Source organism: Herbaspirillum sp. C7C2, assembly GCF_022627865.1.
Classification (GTDB): Bacteria; Pseudomonadota; Gammaproteobacteria; order Burkholderiales; family Burkholderiaceae_D; genus Herbaspirillum; species Herbaspirillum frisingense.
Genome location: NZ_JABXGI010000014.1, coordinates 1 through 17,069, shown reverse-complemented (window position 1 = coordinate 17,069; position 17,069 = coordinate 1). Strand labels below are relative to the sequence as shown.

At 64.0% G+C, this 17,069-nt stretch carries 15 protein-coding genes; 7 read left to right on the top strand and 8 right to left on the bottom strand.

Annotated elements, in window-relative coordinates; all coding sequences use genetic code 11:
* Positions 1-152: 152 nt before the first annotated feature.
* From HWE04_RS16885 to HWE04_RS16865, 5 genes are all read right to left on the bottom strand, one after another.
* Positions 153-1,484, bottom strand: coding sequence for an ABC transporter substrate-binding protein (locus HWE04_RS16885; protein WP_241813142.1), 1,332 nt, complete (start codon positions 1,482-1,484; stop codon positions 153-155).
* Between the two features lie 139 nt (positions 1,485-1,623).
* On the bottom strand, positions 1,624-2,709 hold the full coding sequence (locus tag HWE04_RS16880; RefSeq protein ID WP_006462789.1) for an ABC transporter ATP-binding protein: 1,086 nt from the start codon (positions 2,707-2,709) through the stop codon (positions 1,624-1,626).
* A 208-nt stretch (positions 2,710-2,917) separates the two neighbouring features.
* The gene (locus tag HWE04_RS16875; protein ID WP_077238319.1) at positions 2,918-3,877 is read right to left on the bottom strand and encodes a C-terminal binding protein; all 960 of its coding nucleotides are present in this window, start codon (positions 3,875-3,877) and stop codon (positions 2,918-2,920) included.
* A 286-nt stretch (positions 3,878-4,163) separates the two neighbouring features.
* Entirely contained in the window at positions 4,164-5,900 is a 1,737-nt protein-coding gene (locus tag HWE04_RS16870) for an IlvD/Edd family dehydratase (protein WP_241813141.1), read from the bottom strand.
* Between the two features lie 138 nt (positions 5,901-6,038).
* Positions 6,039-6,605, bottom strand: a complete 567-nt coding sequence (locus tag HWE04_RS16865) for a hypothetical protein (protein ID WP_241813140.1) — start codon at positions 6,603-6,605, stop codon at positions 6,039-6,041.
* A gap of 334 nt (positions 6,606-6,939) precedes the next feature.
* On the opposite strand from HWE04_RS16865, the gene HWE04_RS16860 reads away from it, so the two are divergent.
* The 5 genes from HWE04_RS16860 to HWE04_RS16840 all read left to right on the top strand — a co-directional run bounded on the left by HWE04_RS16860 (position 6,940) and on the right by HWE04_RS16840 (position 11,932).
* Positions 6,940-7,923, top strand: coding sequence for a Bug family tripartite tricarboxylate transporter substrate binding protein (locus tag HWE04_RS16860; protein ID WP_241813139.1), 984 nt, complete (start codon positions 6,940-6,942; stop codon positions 7,921-7,923).
* A gap of 74 nt (positions 7,924-7,997) precedes the next feature.
* Positions 7,998-8,531: a tripartite tricarboxylate transporter TctB family protein gene (locus HWE04_RS16855; protein ID WP_241813137.1), complete on the top strand. Its 534-nt coding sequence runs from the start codon at positions 7,998-8,000 to the stop codon at positions 8,529-8,531.
* Positions 8,532-8,540: 9 nt separating this feature from the next.
* Positions 8,541-10,037, top strand: coding sequence for a tripartite tricarboxylate transporter permease (locus tag HWE04_RS16850; protein ID WP_241813136.1), 1,497 nt, complete (start codon positions 8,541-8,543; stop codon positions 10,035-10,037).
* Between the two features lie 51 nt (positions 10,038-10,088).
* A complete protein-coding gene (locus tag HWE04_RS16845; RefSeq protein ID WP_241813134.1) occupies positions 10,089-11,150 on the top strand; it encodes an Ldh family oxidoreductase in 1,062 nt (353 codons plus the stop codon).
* An 11-nt stretch (positions 11,151-11,161) separates the two neighbouring features.
* Positions 11,162-11,932 carry a FadR/GntR family transcriptional regulator gene (locus HWE04_RS16840; RefSeq protein ID WP_006462781.1) on the top strand — a complete coding sequence of 257 codons (771 nt, stop codon included), beginning with the start codon at positions 11,162-11,164 and terminating at the stop codon, positions 11,930-11,932.
* On the opposite strand, the gene HWE04_RS16835 is transcribed toward HWE04_RS16840, so the two are convergent.
* The 3 genes from HWE04_RS16835 to HWE04_RS16825 form a co-directional block, all read right to left on the bottom strand.
* A complete protein-coding gene (locus HWE04_RS16835) occupies positions 11,920-12,453 on the bottom strand; it encodes a C40 family peptidase (RefSeq protein WP_241813200.1) in 534 nt (177 codons plus the stop codon). The two genes, HWE04_RS16840 and HWE04_RS16835, sit on opposite strands and share 13 nt — an antisense overlap.
* A 36-nt stretch (positions 12,454-12,489) precedes the next feature.
* Entirely contained in the window at positions 12,490-13,692 is a 1,203-nt protein-coding gene (locus tag HWE04_RS16830) for an acetylornithine transaminase (protein ID WP_241813133.1), read from the bottom strand.
* A gap of 409 nt (positions 13,693-14,101) precedes the next feature.
* The gene (locus HWE04_RS16825; protein ID WP_241813132.1) at positions 14,102-15,151 is read right to left on the bottom strand and encodes a CDP-6-deoxy-delta-3,4-glucoseen reductase; all 1,050 of its coding nucleotides are present in this window, start codon (positions 15,149-15,151) and stop codon (positions 14,102-14,104) included.
* Positions 15,152-15,187: 36 nt separating this feature from the next.
* On the opposite strand from HWE04_RS16825, the gene HWE04_RS16820 reads away from it, so the two are divergent.
* Positions 15,188-16,069 carry a sugar nucleotide-binding protein gene (locus HWE04_RS16820; protein WP_241813131.1) on the top strand — a complete coding sequence of 294 codons (882 nt, stop codon included), beginning with the start codon at positions 15,188-15,190 and terminating at the stop codon, positions 16,067-16,069.
* A gap of 211 nt (positions 16,070-16,280) precedes the next feature.
* Positions 16,281-17,054, top strand: coding sequence for an ABC transporter ATP-binding protein (locus HWE04_RS16815; protein WP_006462776.1), 774 nt, complete (start codon positions 16,281-16,283; stop codon positions 17,052-17,054).
* The last annotated feature ends 15 nt before the right edge of the window (positions 17,055-17,069 follow it).

Genomic DNA, 17,069 nt, shown 5'->3' with positions numbered 1-17,069 from the left:
GGCCGCAGGACAGGCCTGCGGCCGATACGGAGTTCGCTTCTGGTGATGGCCGGACGCCGTCGCGCCGGGTCGGCAGGCCCTGACAACCTGCCCCTTGCCCGCTGTCCCGAGGGAACCCGGCGCGGCGCCGTCCCGCCATCATGCCGTCGGCATCAAGCCTTGTAGTAGCGCTTGGCGCGTTCGGCGGCGCGGTCGATGGCCTGCTGCACGGTCTTGGAACCGCTGGCAGCTTCGGCCACCATGTCCACCACCACGTAGTCCGCCATGCAGGCGGCCGAGGCTTGTCCCAGCGGGCCTTCGTGACCGTGGTCCAGCATCAGCGAAGCCGAGTCGCGGTAGACGGTGGCCTTGGGGTCGTCGGTCCATACCGGGTTCTTCTCGTAGGCCTTCAGCGGCTGGCTGACGTAGCCGATGGAGGCCTTCATCCACGGGTTGTACTGGTCCGGCTCGAACATGAATTGCACGAAGGCCTTGGCGGCATTGGGGAACTTGGTGTGCTTGAACACCATCATCTGGGTGATCTGCATCAGCTCGGTGGGCTTGCCGGCCGGGCCGATCGGGAAGTGCGCGTGCTGCGTATCCTTGCCGATGTCCTGCATCTTCGGATCGGTGGAGTTCTTGGCCGCGTAGTAGACCGAGATGCCGTTGGCGGTCATGCTGATCTGGCCGTCCAGGTAGGCCTTGTTGTTGGACGGGTCCTGCCAGGACAGGGTGCCGGGTACGAAGGTGGCGTACAGCTGCTTGGCGTATTCGAGTGCGGCACGGGTCTCGGGCGAGTTGATGGCGACCTTGCCGCTCTTGTCGACCAGCTTGCCGCCGTGCGACCACAGCAGCCAGTGCGCCCAGTTGTTGGCATCACCCACGGCCTTGCCGAGAGCGAAACCGACCGGGGTGTCCTTGGCCTTCAAGGCCTGGCACAGCTTCAGGAAGCCGGCGGTGTCCTTGGGGATGGCGTCGAAGCCGGCGGCCTTGATCTGGCTTTCGCGATAGACCAGGGCATTGCCGATCACGCCCAGCGGCAGGGCGATCCACTTGCCGTCCTTGGTGCCGTATTTGCGGCAGACGTCGTACCAGCCGCCATAGCGCTTGCCCAGCGAATCGGCCAGGTCGGTCATGTCGATCAGCTTGGTCGGATACTGCTGCGGGTCGTCGAACCAGCCCAGCACGATGTCCGGGCCGCTGCCCACGTTGGCGGCCACGGCCGACTTCGGACGCACGTCTTCCCAGCCTTCGCTGTCGGTACGCACGGCCACGCCGGTCAGTTCGGTGAATTTCTTGACGTTGGCGTTCCACAGGTCTTCGTCACCCTGGACGAAGCGCTTCCAGCGCAGCACGCGCAGGGTCGCACCTTGTTCGATCGGGTACTTGATGCTGTCGGCGCCGGCAGCGCCGGGGCCGGCGGCAAAGGCATTGACGCCCATGCCGGAAGCGGCCGCTGCGGCCGCACTGGTGACCAGGAATTCGCGTCGTGTCAGCTTGCTCATGTCTCCTACTCCTTCGGTTGAAAGTCGAATTGGACCGCTTTCGGATCGCGACGGAATCGCTCCCCTGCGGATGGACTCTTGTTCTTCTGATGCTGCGCTACTGGTGTTGCCTGGGTACTGCGGTAATGGAGCTTGCGGTTCAGCGGGCCGCCAGCGACTTGCCCGATTCGGCGTCGAACAGGTGCGTGCGGGCATGGTCCGGGACCAGGTGGATCAGGTCGCCGGCGCCGAAGTCATGGCGTTCGCGGAAGATGGACGTCAGGCTGGTTTCGCCGAAGCGCGAGAACACTTCGGTATCGGCGCCGGTCGGTTCAACCACGATGACCTTGGTGGCGATGCCCTGGCCGGCGCCCCCGATGGAGAGATGTTCGGGACGCACGCCATAGGTCACCTTCTGGCCATCGCTACCCTGCAGGGCGCTGCCGTAAGGGGCTGGTACGCGGGTGCCGTCGGCGAACTCGACCTCGGCCGCGCCGCCGGTCTTGCGCAGCGTGGCAGGGATGAAGTTCATGGCCGGTGAGCCGATGAAGCCCGCCACGAACAGGTTGGCCGGGTGGTCGTACAGGTCCAGCGGACGGCCGCGCTGTTCCACCAGGCCATCCCGCATGACCACGATCTGGTCGGCCATGGTCATGGCTTCGATCTGGTCGTGGGTCACATAGATGGAGGTGGTCTTCAAGCGCTGGTGCAGTTCCTTGATCTCGGTGCGCATCTGCACGCGCAGCTTGGCGTCGAGGTTGGAGAGGGGTTCGTCGAAGAGGAACACCTGCGGATCGCGCACGATGGCGCGACCCATCGCCACGCGCTGGCGCTGGCCACCGGAGAGCTGGCGCGGGTAGCGGTCCAGCAGCTGGTTCAGGCCGAGGATGTCGGCGGCTTTCTTGACGCGCTCATCGACGAAGGACTTGTCCTTCCTGGCCAGCGTGAGCGAGAAGGCCATGTTGTCGCGCACCGTCATATGCGGGTAGAGCGCGTAGTTCTGGAACACCATGGCGATGTCGCGGTCCTTGGGCTGGACGTTGTTGACCACCGTGCCGCCGATCAGGATTTCGCCGCCGGTGATCTCCTCCAGCCCGGCCAGCATGCGCAGCAGTGTCGACTTGCCGCAGCCGGAAGGGCCGACCAAAACCGTGAACTCGCCATCGGCGATATCGATGTCGACGCCCCGGATGATCTGGGTGCTGCCGAACTGTTTCTTGACTGCGCGAATCTGTACTGATGCCATCAAATGCTCCTCGTGTGTATCCTCGTATCGACGCTGCGGAACCGGTTCCAGGCGGAGACGGCCACAACGCACTTTGTTCATGCACACCCTGCTCGGGCATGTGGGGGATCTGGTCGATCCTCCTTTTTTTTCTGTTTTCTACACTGATGCATCGCCGGCTGGCGGCCGGCGATGGTGCTGCATTGGCGCCCCGTGGCGGGGTTGATGATTATGGATTCTTGCCAGCGACGACCACGTAGGAGGGCCGTCCGTTGCGGTCCCAGTCGATCAGGTTCTGGGCCGCCTTGCGCCGCAGTTCGCGCGCTGCGACATCGGAGAAGAATGCCGCGTGCGGCGACAATAGCACACGTGGATGCTGGACGATAGCCGCCGATGTCTCGGGTGGTTCGACCGGCAACACATCCAGCGCAGCGCCCTTGAGCTTGCCGTTTTCCAGTGCCGCCAGCAGGTCGTCGATCTTGATCAGGCCGCCACGGGCGGAGTTGACCAGATAGCTCTGCGGCTGCAACAGGTTCAGCAGCGAGGCATCGATCATGTTGCGCGTTTCATCGTTGAGCGGCGTGTGCAGCGAGACCACATGGGCCTGGCGGAACAGTTCCTCGCGGCCGACGCGCTCCACGTAGGCGGGGAAGTCGCCGTCGATGATGTAGGGGTCATAGGCGATCACGCGCTTGAAGAGATTGCGCGAGATATGCGCCATGCGCTTGCCGATGCGACCCAGGCCGATGATACCGATGGTGAGGTCGGAGGCGCGCGGGATGATCCCGGCCGTGGTGTAGTGCCATTCACCGGCCTTGACGGCGCGGTCATAGACGGTGATGTTGCGGATCAGGTCCAGCGCCATCGCCAGGGCATGGGTAGAGACTTCGCCCACGCCATAGTCGGGCGAGTTGGCGACCCAGACGCCGTGCTGCGCAGCGTCGGCGGTATTGATGGTGTCGAAGCCGGCGCCATAGCGGCTGGCGATCCGGATTTCAGGACGTGCCGCGAACACCTTGGCGTTCACCGGTGCGTATTGCACCAGCAGGCCCTGGCAGCCCTCGGAGGCGGCGATCACCTCGTCTTCGGTGCGGCATTGCGCGGTCACGACTTCCACACCGGCTTCCTTGTAGAGCGCCAGCTCCAGGTCGACATCGGGGAAATCGTAATCGGTAATCAGTACTTTCATTGCTCGTCTCCGTGATGGTTGTCTTGGTCCACCTGATGCAATTACTTCCTGGAGCATGGCCGCCGCTTGTGTGGCTGTACCATGATCCCGGGTACGACTGATGCTGATATTAATGTGCTGCTAATGCTGATTGAGTTGCCGTTAATCCTTGCTTAATGACGCTCGATGATGCTCAGTGCTGCTCGATGTTGCTTCAGGTGGAGTTCGCTGCAATCGGGTTTCTTGAAAATATTCTTTGCTACCCACGTCCCGGCCAGCCAGCCGGGACGCGGATCGTTCTGCTTGCCTAGTGGTTATCCTTGGGCACATAGGGGCCGCTCTTGCCGACCAGGAAATCGAGGTCGGCACCCTGGTTGGCCTGCTGCACGTGGTCCACGTAGAGCTTGACCCAGCCACGCTGCATCTGCGGCGGCAGTTCCGGCTTTTGCCACTGGGCGCGGCGCCGCGCCAGTTCTTCCTCCGACACATCCAGGTGCAGCTTGCGGGCTTCCACATCCAGTTCGATGAAGTCGCCGTTCTGCACCAGCGCCAGCGGTCCGCCAGCGGCGGCTTCCGGCGAGACGTGCAAGACCACGGTGCCATAGGCGGTACCGCTCATGCGCGCATCCGAGACGCGCACCATGTCGGTGATGCCTTTACGCAGGACTTTCGGCGGCAGCGGCATGTTGCCGGCTTCGGCCATGCCGGGATAACCCTTGGGGCCGCAGTTCTTGAGCACCAGCACGCAGGTTTCGTCGACGTCCAGGTTCTCGTCGTCGATGCGCTTGTGCAGATCGTCGCTGTTCTCGAAGACCACGGCGCGGCCGCGATGCTTCAACAGGGCAGGGGTGGCGGCCGAGGGCTTGATCACAGCGCCATCGGGGGCCAGGTTGCCCTTGAGGATGGCGATGCCGGCCGCTTCCTTGAATGGCTTGTCGAAGGAGCGGATGACTTCCTCGTTCCAGTTCGGCGCGTCCTCGCAGTTTTCCCACAGGGTCTTGCCGTTGGCGGTGAGGGCGGTCTTGTCGATCACGCTTTCCAGCTGGCGGATCACCGCCGGCAGGCCACCGGCATAGTAGAAATCTTCCATCAGGAATTTGCCCGAGGGCTGCAGGTCAAGCAGGCAAGGGAGCTTCTGGCCGATGTCGTCCCAGTCCTTGAGGTCGAGATCGATGCCGATGCGACCGGCGATGGCCAGCAGGTGGATCACCGCATTGGTGGAGCCACCGATGGCGGCATTGACGCGGATCGCATTTTCAAACGCCTGGCGCGTCAGGATCTTGGACAGCACCAGATCTTCCTCGACCATCTGCACGATGCGGCGGCCGGCATTGCGGGCCAGTACGTTGCGGCGCGCATCCACGGCGGGAATGGCGGCGTTGTGCGGCAGACCCACGCCCAGCGCCTCGACCATGCTGGCCATGGTGGAAGCGGTACCCATGGTCATGCAGTGCCCATGCGAGCGGTGCATGCAGCTCTCGGCCTCGAAGAATTCTTCCTGCGTCATCTTGCCGGCGCGCACATCTTCCGACATCTGCCATACGCCGGTGCCGGAACCGAGTTCACGGCCACGGTACTTGCCCGAGAGCATGGGGCCGCCGGACACGCCGATGGTCGGCACGTCCACCGAGGCCGCGCCCATCAACAGGGCCGGGGTGGTCTTGTCGCAGCCCATCAAGAGCACCACGCCGTCCAGCGGATTGGCGCGGATCGACTCTTCCACATCCATGCTGGCCAGGTTGCGGTAGAGCATGGCGGTGGGGCGCAGCAGGGTCTCGCCCAGCGACATCACCGGGAACTCAAGCGGGAAGCCGCCGGCTTCCCAGATGCCGATCTTGACCTGTTCGGCCAGGGCGCGGAAGTGCGAGTTGCAGGGGGTGAGTTCGGAATAGGTGTTGCAGATGCCGATCACCGGACGGCCATCGAACTGGTCGTGCGGGATGCCGCGGTTCTTGACCCAGGAGCGGTAGATGAAACCATCGCGGTCCTGGCGGCCGAACCAGGCCTGGCTGCGGCGGGTGGGTTTTTTGGTGTCGTCAGTCATGATCTTCCCTGACAGGCAGGCCGGATTGGGTGGCGCTGCCCGTGCAAATCCATCTGCTGCAGGCCGGATGGGCCTGCAGTGCGTGCAATGCGGTTTGGTGCTTGCGTGATGCTTGCGTGCTGCTGCGCGCCGGCCCGGTCAGGACTGGCGCACGGGGACCGGGTGACTGTCGCCCTGGTCAAAGAAATAGCGGGAAAAATCGATCAGCAAAAAGGCCAGCAGGGACCCGAAGGAAGAGGCGCGATGCAGGGCGCGACGGGCGCGCACGCTGGAAGCCGAGGCGGCACAGACGCTATGCGCCCAGCCAGCCGAGGTCCTGCGGTTCAGACTCGTTGCTCTGCCTTGGTAAGCCAATGAGATGTCTCCGTTGCCTGAAGCCGCCGGCGTCTGCCGTGGCGGCTGGGTCTGTGCCGTCCGTTCTGCATGCGCTGCGGTCAACGGGTGGAAACCACCTGGGCCAGCCTGCGGATGCGACGTGACTTGTTCGATTGGCTGCGAGTCTATTGCAGCAGGATTTGTTTGGTCAAGTGGTAATACCAGAACGCGGGAAAGCTTTTTCCGCGACACCACACCGGTGCTTTCTGCTGCGCCCCTGCAACATGGGGTGAAATCGGCCATGCGGCTATAAGCCAGTGCTGACAAGGGTTTGCGGCCGGCAAAAAATGTTGCTAAGCACCAAGCATGAATTATTTTGATGCGTTCCATTCATCCTTGACACTGCCGAAGTGATGTGAAATTCTAGGTCCCGCTGGTCAGACCACATTACCTGTCGCTTTCATGCCTGCCTGGATGAAAGACGAATGAAGGACGACGGGAAAGCGTCCAGAACAAACATCCGGCCCGAACCGGAGCATAAGAAAGCAGCAAGGCACTAGGCCTGCACAACGACGAGACAGTCGGAGACATCCAGAAAGCGCATGGACACCATCCTGTCCTGCCGTTTCGGTGCGCTCATGCAGGTCATGCAGCGCCAACGAAAGTCCTTTGCCAAACGTTGGCCGTAACCCAGTGTTAGCCGCAACCGACAACGGAGGAGACGATGCATTTCACCCGCAGAACCCTATTGAAGAGCCTGCTCGCGGCCAGCGCCGCCTGCAGCATGCTGGCCGCGCCGATGGCCTTTGCCGCCTGGCCGGAACGTCCTGTGACCCTGATCGTGCCCTGGGGCGCCGGGGGTGGCACCGATGCCACGGCGCGCATCATCGGCGCCTTGCTGGAAAAAGACCTGGGCCAACCGGTCAACGTGGTCAACCGTACCGGGGGCAATGGCGCAGTGGGCCACCAGGCCATCGCCAGTGCGGCACCGGATGGCTACACCATCGGCATCGCCACCGTGGAAATCTCGATGATGCACCACCAGGGCCTGACCAAGCTGACCCCGCGCGACTTCACGCCGCTGGCGCTGATGAACTTCGACCCGGCCGCCCTGACGGTGAGCCACGATTCCCCCTACAAGAATTTCGATGACCTGCTCAAGGCGGTCAAGGCCAATCCGGGCAAGCTCAAGGCCTCCGGCACCGGACAAGGCGGCATCTGGCACCTCGGCCTGGCGGGCATGCTCAACGACCTGAAGGTGGCGCCCAATGCGGTGCGCTTCGTACCTTCCAACGGTGCGGCACCGGCCATGGTGGACCTGGCGGCCGGTGGCGTGGATATCGTGGCGGCATCGCTGCCCGAGGCCCGTTCGCTGATCGATGCCGGCAAGGCGGTACCGCTGGTGGTGATGTCCAATGAGCCGGCGGCGCTCTATCCCAAGGTGCCGACCCTGAAGAGCCTCACCGGCAGCACCTGGACCAATGGCGCCTGGCGCGGCATCGTCGCGCCCAAGGGCTTGCCGGCCGACGTGCAGGGCAAGCTCTCGGCCAGCCTGAAGAAGATCTACGACAGCAAGGAGTACAAGGACTTCATGAGCGGACGCGGTTTCGGCGTGATGTATGCCGATTCGGCCGAGTTCGGCAAGTTCATGGACAAGAGCGACCAGGACATGGGCGCCATCCTGAAGACGCTTGGCATGGCCAAGTAATGCCGCGAGCGCGCCCTGCCTCGTTGAAGGGGGGGGCGCGCCGCCGTCGTCGTTTCTTTTCCAGGGTCGTTTCCATGAAAATCAATGATGCCTTGTCCGGACTGCTGGTCGCGCTGTTTGCGGTGGTGCTCTGGATTGCCTCTTCCCGCCTGCCTGCGATGGGGCAGGATATCGGTCCCAACGTGTTTCCGCAGGCGCTGGCCGGCGGCCTGATGATCTGCGCCGTATTGCTGGTGCTGCGCGGCCTGCGTGGCTTGCGCAAGACGCGTTCGTCCCACGGCTCCACCATCTCCACGATCTCCACCACCGGTGCCGATGACCAGGACGCGCACTGGTTCACGCTGCCGGACTGGTTCGGCAGCCGCCATGCAGTGCTGGCCTTCCTGCTCGTTCCGGCCTCGCTGCTGTTCTACATCTGGGTGTCGGAACCGCTGGGCTTCCTGCCCACCGCCGTGGTGCTGCTGCTGGTACTGTTCCTGACCTTCCGCACCCGTCTGATGGTGGCCGTGCCGGTGGCCCTGGTCAGCGCGCTGATCATTCACACCATCTTCTACAAACTGCTCAAGGTGCCACTGCCCTGGGGCATCCTGACGCCGCTGGCCTGGTAAGGAGACCACATGCTTGCCAATATCTATGCCGCCTTCGGGATGGTGTTCGATCCCTACGTGCTGGCGGTCATCCTCGGTGCGTCTATCTTCGGCCTGTTCATGGGAGCCGTACCGGGACTGTCGGCCACCATGGCGGTGGCGCTGCTGGTGCCGGTGACCTTCTTCATGCCGCCGGTGCCGGCCATCGCGGCCATGGTGTCGGCCACGGCCATGGCGATCTTCTCGGGCGATATTCCGGGCTGCCTGCTGCGCATTCCCGGCACGCCCTCGTCAGCGGCCTACACCGACGAAGCCTATGCCATGACCATGAAGGGGCAGGGCGAAATCGCACTCGGCGCCAGCCTGGTGTTCTCGGTCATCGGTGGCCTGTTCGGTACCATCGTCCTGATCCTGGCCGCGCCCGCGCTGGCCGAGCTGGCGCTGAAGTTCTCCTCCTTCGAATACTTCTGGCTGGTGCTGCTGGGGTTGACCTGTGCCATCTTCATTGCGTCCGATAACCCGCTGAAGGGTTTCGTATCGCTGTTCCTAGGCATGTTCATCGCCTCGGTCGGCATGGGCAACCCGGCAGGTGCGCCGCGCTTCACCTTCGATCAGCCCGACCTGCTGGGCGGGGTCTCGCTGGTGCCGCTGATGGTGGGCATGTTTGCCATGTCGGAGGTGCTGCGCTTCGCGGTCTCGCGCGACTTCACCATGAAGGTCGCCAAGAGCGAGGTGGGCAACGTCTTCAAGGGCATGTTGGGCCTGATGGTGAAGTACCCGAAGTCGGTACTGCGCGGCAGCGTGCTCGGTACGCTGGTGGGTGCCTTGCCGGGGGCCGGCGCCGATATCGCGGCCTGGATGTCGTATGCGATGAGCAAGAAGATGTCCAAGGAACCGGAGAAGTTCGGCACCGGCCATCCGGAAGGCATCGTCGAATCGGGCGCGGCCAACAACTCGGCGCTGGCCGGTGCGTGGATTCCGGCGCTGGTGTTCGGCATCCCGGGAGACTCCATCACGGCCATCGTCATCGGTGTGCTGTACATGAAGAACCTCAATCCGGGGCCGATGATCTTCGTCGAAAATCCGGTGTCGATGTATGCGATCTTCCTCGTCTTCATCCTGGCCAACCTGCTGATGCTGCCGCTGGGCTTCTGGTGCATCAAGATGGCCAAGCGTATCCTGTCCATTCCGCGTGGCATCCTGATGCCGCTGATCCTGTTGTTCTGCATCGTCGGTTCCTACGCCACCAACAACAGCGTGACCGATGTGGGCATCATGCTGGTGTTCGGCCTGTTGGCGTATGTGATGGAAGAGAACGGTTTTCCGGTGGCGCCGGCGGTCCTGGGCGTGGTGCTGGGCGGCATGCTGGAAGAGCATTTCGTGACCTCGATGATCAAGTCGGACGGTCAGTTCCTGGCCTTCTTCGAGCGTCCCATCGCCGGCACGCTGGGCGTGATCACGCTGCTGCTGTGGTTGCTGCCGGTGGTGCTCAAGCTGGTGCGCAGGAAGAGCATGGCCGCCGCGTAGGACATTTCAGTTTCTGTCAATGATTCAAGCAAGGAAAGGATGGTTGTTGCAATGGCTGCACCCGAACGTTTTTCCGCTGATGCGCTGCGTCAGTTCGCCACCACGCTGCTGCAGAAAGCCGGGCTGGAAGCCGACAAGGCCGACAGCGTCGCCACCACCCTGGTGGACGGCGACCTGCTGGGCCACGACACCCATGGACTGGCGCTGCTGGCGCCCTATGTCAAGGAGCTGAAAAAAGGCAGCATGACCAAGACCGGCCAGCCGGAAGTGCTGTCCGAACGCGCCGCCGCGCTGGCCTGGGACGGCCGTCGCCTGCCGGGGCCGTGGCTGGTGCATCAGGGCATCGATGCGCTCATCCCCAAGGCGCGTGACTACGGCACCGCTTCGCTGACCATCCACCATAGCCATCACATCGCCTGCCTGGCCGCCTATCTGCTGCGCGCCACGCAGGAGGGCTTCATGATGATCCTGGCCAGTTCCGACCCGGCGGTGCAGAGCGTGGCGCCGTTCGGCGGCACCCAGGCGGTATTTACGCCCAATCCGATTGCGGCCGGCATTCCCACCTCCGGCACGCCATTCCTGGTCGATATCTCGGCCTCGATCACCACCAATGGCATGAGCAATCGCCTGCACAAGGCCGGCAAGCAGTTCGAGGAAGAATGGCTGATCGATGGTCAGGGCAATCCCAGCCGCGACCCGGCCGTGCTGGCCACCGATCCGCCCGGCACCATCCTGCCGCTGGGGGGCTTGTCGGCCGGGCACAAGGGCTTCGGGCTGGCGGTGCTGATCGAGGCGCTGACCGGCGGGCTGTCCGGTTTCGGCCGCGCCGATCCGGCGGCTGGATGGGGCGCGACGGTGTTCATGTCGCTCTACGATCCTTCGGCCTTTGGTGGTGAACAGGACTTCCGGCGCCAGATGGACCATATCGCCGCATCCTGCCGTAACAATCCGCCGCGTCCGGGCGTGGGCCAGGTGCGCATGCCGGGCGACCGGGGCATGCAGCGTCGTGCCGAGCAGATGGCCCAGGGCGTGGCGCTGCATCCGACCATTGCACCCATGCTGCGCGAGAGCGCCGCCGCCTACGGACTGGAGTTTCCCGCCACCCTGAGCTGATCACACACAACATGCCCATCGAAGCGATCGAACCGCAGCGGCTGTACCGGCAGATCAGCGACCAGTTGCGCAAGCTGATCGTGGATGGCGAGTTTGCGGTCGGTTCGCGCCTGCCTTCCGAGCGCGACCTGGCGCTGCAACTGGGGGTGAGCCGGCCCTCCTTGCGCGAGGCCCTGATCGCGCTGGAGGTGGAAGGGCATATCGAGGTCAGGATGGGCTCGGGCATCTATGTCTGCCCGCCGGTGCAGCGTGAGCGGCGCAGCGACCTGTCCGGCGAGGAGGGGCCGCTGGAGCTGATCCGTGCCCGCGAGATGATCGAAGGGGAGGTGGCCTATGCCGCCGCCCAGCATGGCAGCCGGCAGCAGATCGCCGCCATCGAGGAGGCCTATGCGCTGATGATTTCCAATGCCGAGGCCGGCATCGATCCGCTGGAGGCTGACCGGCTGTTCCATATCCGGATGGCCGAGGCCACCGGCAACAGCGTGCTGGTCGGGCTGGTGACGCAATTGTTCGATGCCCGCCTGGGTCCGCTGTTCGAACGCTTGCACAGCCACTTCGACGGGACCCGCGTGTGGCAGGAAGCCATCGATGAGCACGGCCTGATCATGCAGGCCCTGCGCGAGCGCAATCCCGAGCAGGCGCGTGCGGCCATGCGGCGGCACATGGATATCGCCTTCACGCGCTACAGCGCCAACCTGATCCGCGAATACGGCAATCGCCAGCAGCAGGAGGGCAAGCCGCGCAAGCGCACGGCCCGCAAGGTCGACACTCAGTTGAAATAGGTACGCGCCATCTCGAAGCGGGTGGCGAAGTAGGGGTTGTCCATACGCGTGATGTGCACCTTGCCGTTGGTGGAGGGCGCATGCACGAAGCGGCCGTCACCGAGGTAGATGCCCACGTGCGAGAAGGGCTTGTTCATGGTGTTGAAGAACACCAGGTCACCGGCCCGCAACTGCGAGGGATCGATCTGGCGACCACGGCGCGCGATGTCGGCGGCGCTGCCGCTGATGCGGTAATTGGCGGCCTGGCCGAAGATGTAGGAGACCATGCCGCTGCAATCCAGGCCGGCCGAGGGATTCTTGCCGCCGAAGCGATATCCGGTATCGATCAGCGAGAGCGCATAGAGCGCCACTTCATTGCCATTTTCACTGGCCGGCAGAGACGGCACCTGCGATTGCGGGGCGCCGGGCAGCCGTTCGATGGGGGGCGCGGTCGGTGCCGTGCCGCAGGCGGCCAGCACCAGCGCGGTGGCCAATGCGGCCACTGCGGCCAGGGTCGACCGGGGGGATGGCGCGCTGGCCATCCGGTTCGAAACAATCCGCACGCGCCCCGCCATCGCTTATTTCCCGATCTTGGCCAGGACCACTTCCAGCATGTCGAACATCTGGTCGATTTCTTCCTTGGTCACGTTCAGGGCCGGCATGAAGCGCAGCAGGTTGGGACGCGGTGAGTTCAGCAGCAGACCCACCGGTTCCAGGTTACGCGCCGCTTCGACGATCTGCGGGCCGATGTCGCGACCCAGTTGCAGCGCACGCAGCAGGCCTTCGCCACGCTCGCCTTCGAAGCCGTACTTTTCCGAGATTTCCAGCGAACGCTGGCGCAGGTACTGGCCGCGCTCGCGCACGCCTTCCATGAAGCCGGGCTTGAGCAGTTCCTTGATCACGGCCACGCCCACTGCGGTCATCAGCGGATTGCCGTTGTAGGTGCCGCCTTGTTCACCGGCTTCGAAGCAGGCGATCTCTTCACGCGCCAGCAGGGCTGCCAGCGGCACGCCGCCGCCGATGCCCTTGGCCAGGGTCATGATGTCGGGTTCGATACCGGAATGCTGGTAGGCGAACAGCTGGCCGGTACGGCCCATGCCGCTCTGCACTTCGTCGACGATCAGCAGCAGGTTCTTTTCCTTGGTCAGGGCGCGCAGGCCCTGCATGAATTCCTTGGTGGCGGGGATCACGCCGCCTTCGCCCTGCACCGGCTCCAGCATCACGGCCACGGTGTGTTCGCCGACGAGCGCCTTGACGCTGTCCAGGTCATTCAAGATGGCCTTGGGGAAGCCCGGCACCTGCGGGGCGAACATGGTGTCCCAGCCGTCCTTGCCGCTGGCCGACATGGTGGCCAGGGTACGGCCGTGGAAGCTGTGCTTGAAGGTGATGATCTCGAAGCGTGCCGAACCGTTGGCGGCCGGGTTCTTCTTGCCCCACTTGCGGGCCAGCTTGATGGCGCCTTCGTTGGCCTCGCCGCCGCTGTTGGCGAAGAACACGCGGTCGAACACCGAGTTCTCGGTCAGCAGCTTGGCCAGCTCGATGGAGGGCTGGTTGTAGAAGGCCGGGGAGGGATTGATCAGCTTCTTGCTCTGCGCGGCCAGGGCGTCGGCGATGCATTGCGGCGCATGACCCAGGGTATTGACGGCCCAGCCCTGGAGGTAGTCGAGGTAACGCTTGCCGTTATGGTCGGTCAGCCACATGCCCTGGCCTTCGGTGAAGACCAGCTCGGGGCGGTTGGTGACGTACATCAGCTTGTTGGCGTCGGACTGGCTGTATTGCATCGATGGACTCCTGCAAGGATTGCTTGCGATAGGGTGATAGGAATGGTGCGGGACAGACCGTTGCTGACACACTGGCAGGAAGCGGTAGGCGCACGACAGACCCGGATGGCGGATAAAAAAAAGCCACAGGGTTTGCCTGTGGCTTCGCGATTCGTTTCACTTCACGCGCGCAGCAGCAAACCTTTCTCAGGTTGGCTGCGACGTCGTAAAAATGTGGCGTTGGCGATCATTCGGTGAATATTAGGACGTTTTGCGCATAGCGTCAAAAAGAAATTTCCCGCCGGACCCGCTCACGGGCGCATCCGGCGGGCCACCGTTGCAATTTCATCGCATCGCGCCGGGCCGCGTGGCGTCAGGTTTGGGCGGCATCTTCGCAAATGCGCGTGACGCCGGCATGACAGTACGCTGCTCAGCTTGCCGGGCTGTCCGAGACGGCCTTGGCCAGGTCGGCTTCGGAGGTGAAGGAGTCGGCGTAGAACTCGTCTTCCGGCAAGCCGCACTGGGCGCTGAAGTCGCGCTGTGCCGATTCGACCACGATGGGCGCGCCGCAGGCGTAGACCTGGTGGCCGGAGAGGTCGGGGAAGTCTTCCATCACGGCACGGTGGACGAAGCCGCTGCGACCGCTCCACTGGTCTTCCGGCTGGGCGTTGGACACCACCGGCACGTAGGTGAAGTTGGGCAGGTCGCGCTGCCACTGCTGGCACAGCGCGTCCATGTACAGGTCCTGCGGCCGGCGACCGCCCCAGTACAGCGTGACCGGGCGGGTGGAGCCGGCATGTTCCAGCTGCTCGACGATGGCCTTGATGGGCGCGAAACCGGTGCCGGAGGCCAGCAGGATGATGGGCTTGTCGGAGTCCTCGCGCAGGAAGAAGGTCCCCAGCGGGCCTTCGATGCGCAGGATGTCGCGTTCCTTCAGGGTGGTGAAGACCTGGTCGGTGAACAGGCCGCCCGGCAGGTGGCGGATGTGCAGGCTCATGTGCTCATCCTTGTGCGGGGCGGTGGCCATGCTGTAGCTGCGGCGCTTGCCGTCGCGCAGCAGGAATTCCACATATTGGCCGGCCTTGTACTGCAGGCGGTCGTTGGCCGGCAGTTGCAGCGAGAGCACGATGACGTCGTCAGCCACCTTGTCCAGCTTGGCCACGCGCACCGGCAGCTTGCGCACCGGGATTTCGCCCACGCCGGCCACTTCGCGGGCCTCAATGGTGACATCGCTCTGCGGCTTGGCCACGCAGAACAGGGCATAGCCCAGTTGCTGCTCGTGCGCCGAGAGGGCGCGTTCCTGGTGCGGGCCATGCTCCACCTGGCCGGCCACCAACTTGCCCTTGCAGGAGCTGCAGGCGCCGTTCTTGCAGCCGTAGGGCAGGCCCACGCCGGCGCGAATGGCCGCGGTGAGGATGGATTCACCTGCGTCGCAGGAGAACTGACGGCCGCTAGGCTGGACTGTGACTTGGAAACTCATACAATTCTGCTTCTGGATAAATTTGGATTGAATACCGTGAAAAAACTGGGCCTGCCCCGCGTACTGATCCTGGGCTGTGGCGATGTCGGCCTGCGCCTGCTGCCGCTGCTGCTGCCGCGCTATCGCGTGCTGGCCGTGACCAGCCACCCCGAGCGCTGCGCCGAACTGCGCGCGGCCGGCGCCATTCCCATCGTCGCCAACCTTGACGCCCCCTTGACGCTGGGCCGCCTGGCACGCCTGGCGCCGACCATCCTGCACCTGGCGCCACCGCAGTCGGACGGCCGCATCGACCGCCGTACCCGCAATTTGGCCGCCATTTTACCCGAGGGCGCGCGCCTGGTTTACATCAGCACCACTGGGGTGTACGGAGATTGCGCTGGCGCAAGCTTCGACGAGACCCGCCGCGTCAACCCGCAGAACCTGCGCGCCGTGCGCCGGGTCGATGCCGAAACGGTGCTGCGGGCCTGGGCGCGGCGCCGGCACGGTCGCCTTTCCATCCTGCGCGTGCCGGGCATCTACGCCGCCGACCGCCTGCCGCTGGAACGCCTGCAAAAGGGCCTGCCGGCGCTGGTGGCGGGGGAGGACGTGCATACCAACCACATCCATGGCGACGACCTGGCCCGCATCGCTGCCGCTGCCATGCACCTGGGCGCGCCCAACCGCATCTATCATGCCGTCGACGACACGCAACTGAAGATGGCCGACTATTTCGACGCCGTGGCCGACGCCGCCGGCCTCGCCCGTCCGCCGCGCCTGCCGCGTGTCGAGCTGGAACGCAGCGTCTCGCCGATGATGCTGTCCTTCATGTCGGAATCGCGCCGTCTGGCCAATCAGCGCATCAAGCAGGAACTGGGCGTGCGCCTGCGCTATCCCGACGTCCAGGCCTTGTTGACTGAATGGAAACTGACGAAAACCTGACGTCTTTATGCGTTTTGGGTGTCTTTCTTATTCGAAATACGAATAAGCATACGATTTTTAAGTAGTTGTTCGGCCTGGCCGGCAACAGTACAGTGCATCCCTGACAAAAAGGGGGAAAGCGCGCCCGGGGGCGCTCTGCCATCCCTCCCAGGCATCCTGATCCAGGCATTTCAACCGCATCTCAACCTGCGCGGCTCGGCCGCCGGACGACATGAAGCTATCTTTCAACAACGTCGCCAAGCGCTTCGGCGACCTGCACGTGATCGAGGAATTCACCCGCGACATCGCATCGGGTGAACTGGTCGCGCTGGTCGGCCCCTCCGGTTGCGGCAAGTCCACCCTGCTGCACATGGCTGCCGGCCTGGAGAAGCCCAGCAGCGGCACCGTTGCCGGTGATGGGCAGGCCATACGCGGCCCGCATCCCGAGCGCACCCTGATGTTCCAGGAAAACGCGCTCTATCCGTGGCTGACCCTGCAGCAGAACGTGGCCCTGGCCCTCGAATTCCAGAACATCGACAAGAAGAAGGCCGCCGAGCAGGCCGCCGTCTGGCTGGACAACGTCAAGCTCAAGGGCTTCGAACACTATTACCCGCACCAGGTCTCGGGCGGCATGCGCCAGCGCGCCGCCCTGGCACGCGCCTTCATCTCGCAGCCCAAGGCCCTGCTGCTGGACGAGCCCTTCGGCGCCCTCGATGCACTCACCCGCATGACCCTGCAGGACGCCCTGCGCGACCTGATCCGCCAGCAGGGGCCGACGGTGGTGCTGGTCACCCATGATGTGGACGAGGCGCTGTTCCTGGCCGACCGCATCTTCGTGTTCAGCCCGCGCCCGGCCAAGGTCTTGAAGGAATTCAATCTCGTGCATCACGAAAAGACGCACGACCTGTCCGAATTCGCGGCCACCCGTCGCGAGATCCTCTGCCTGCTGGGCATCCATGCCGAGCAGGACGAATTTGCCAAAAACATTGAAGGGGTTGGAGTATGAAACTCGCACGCATCC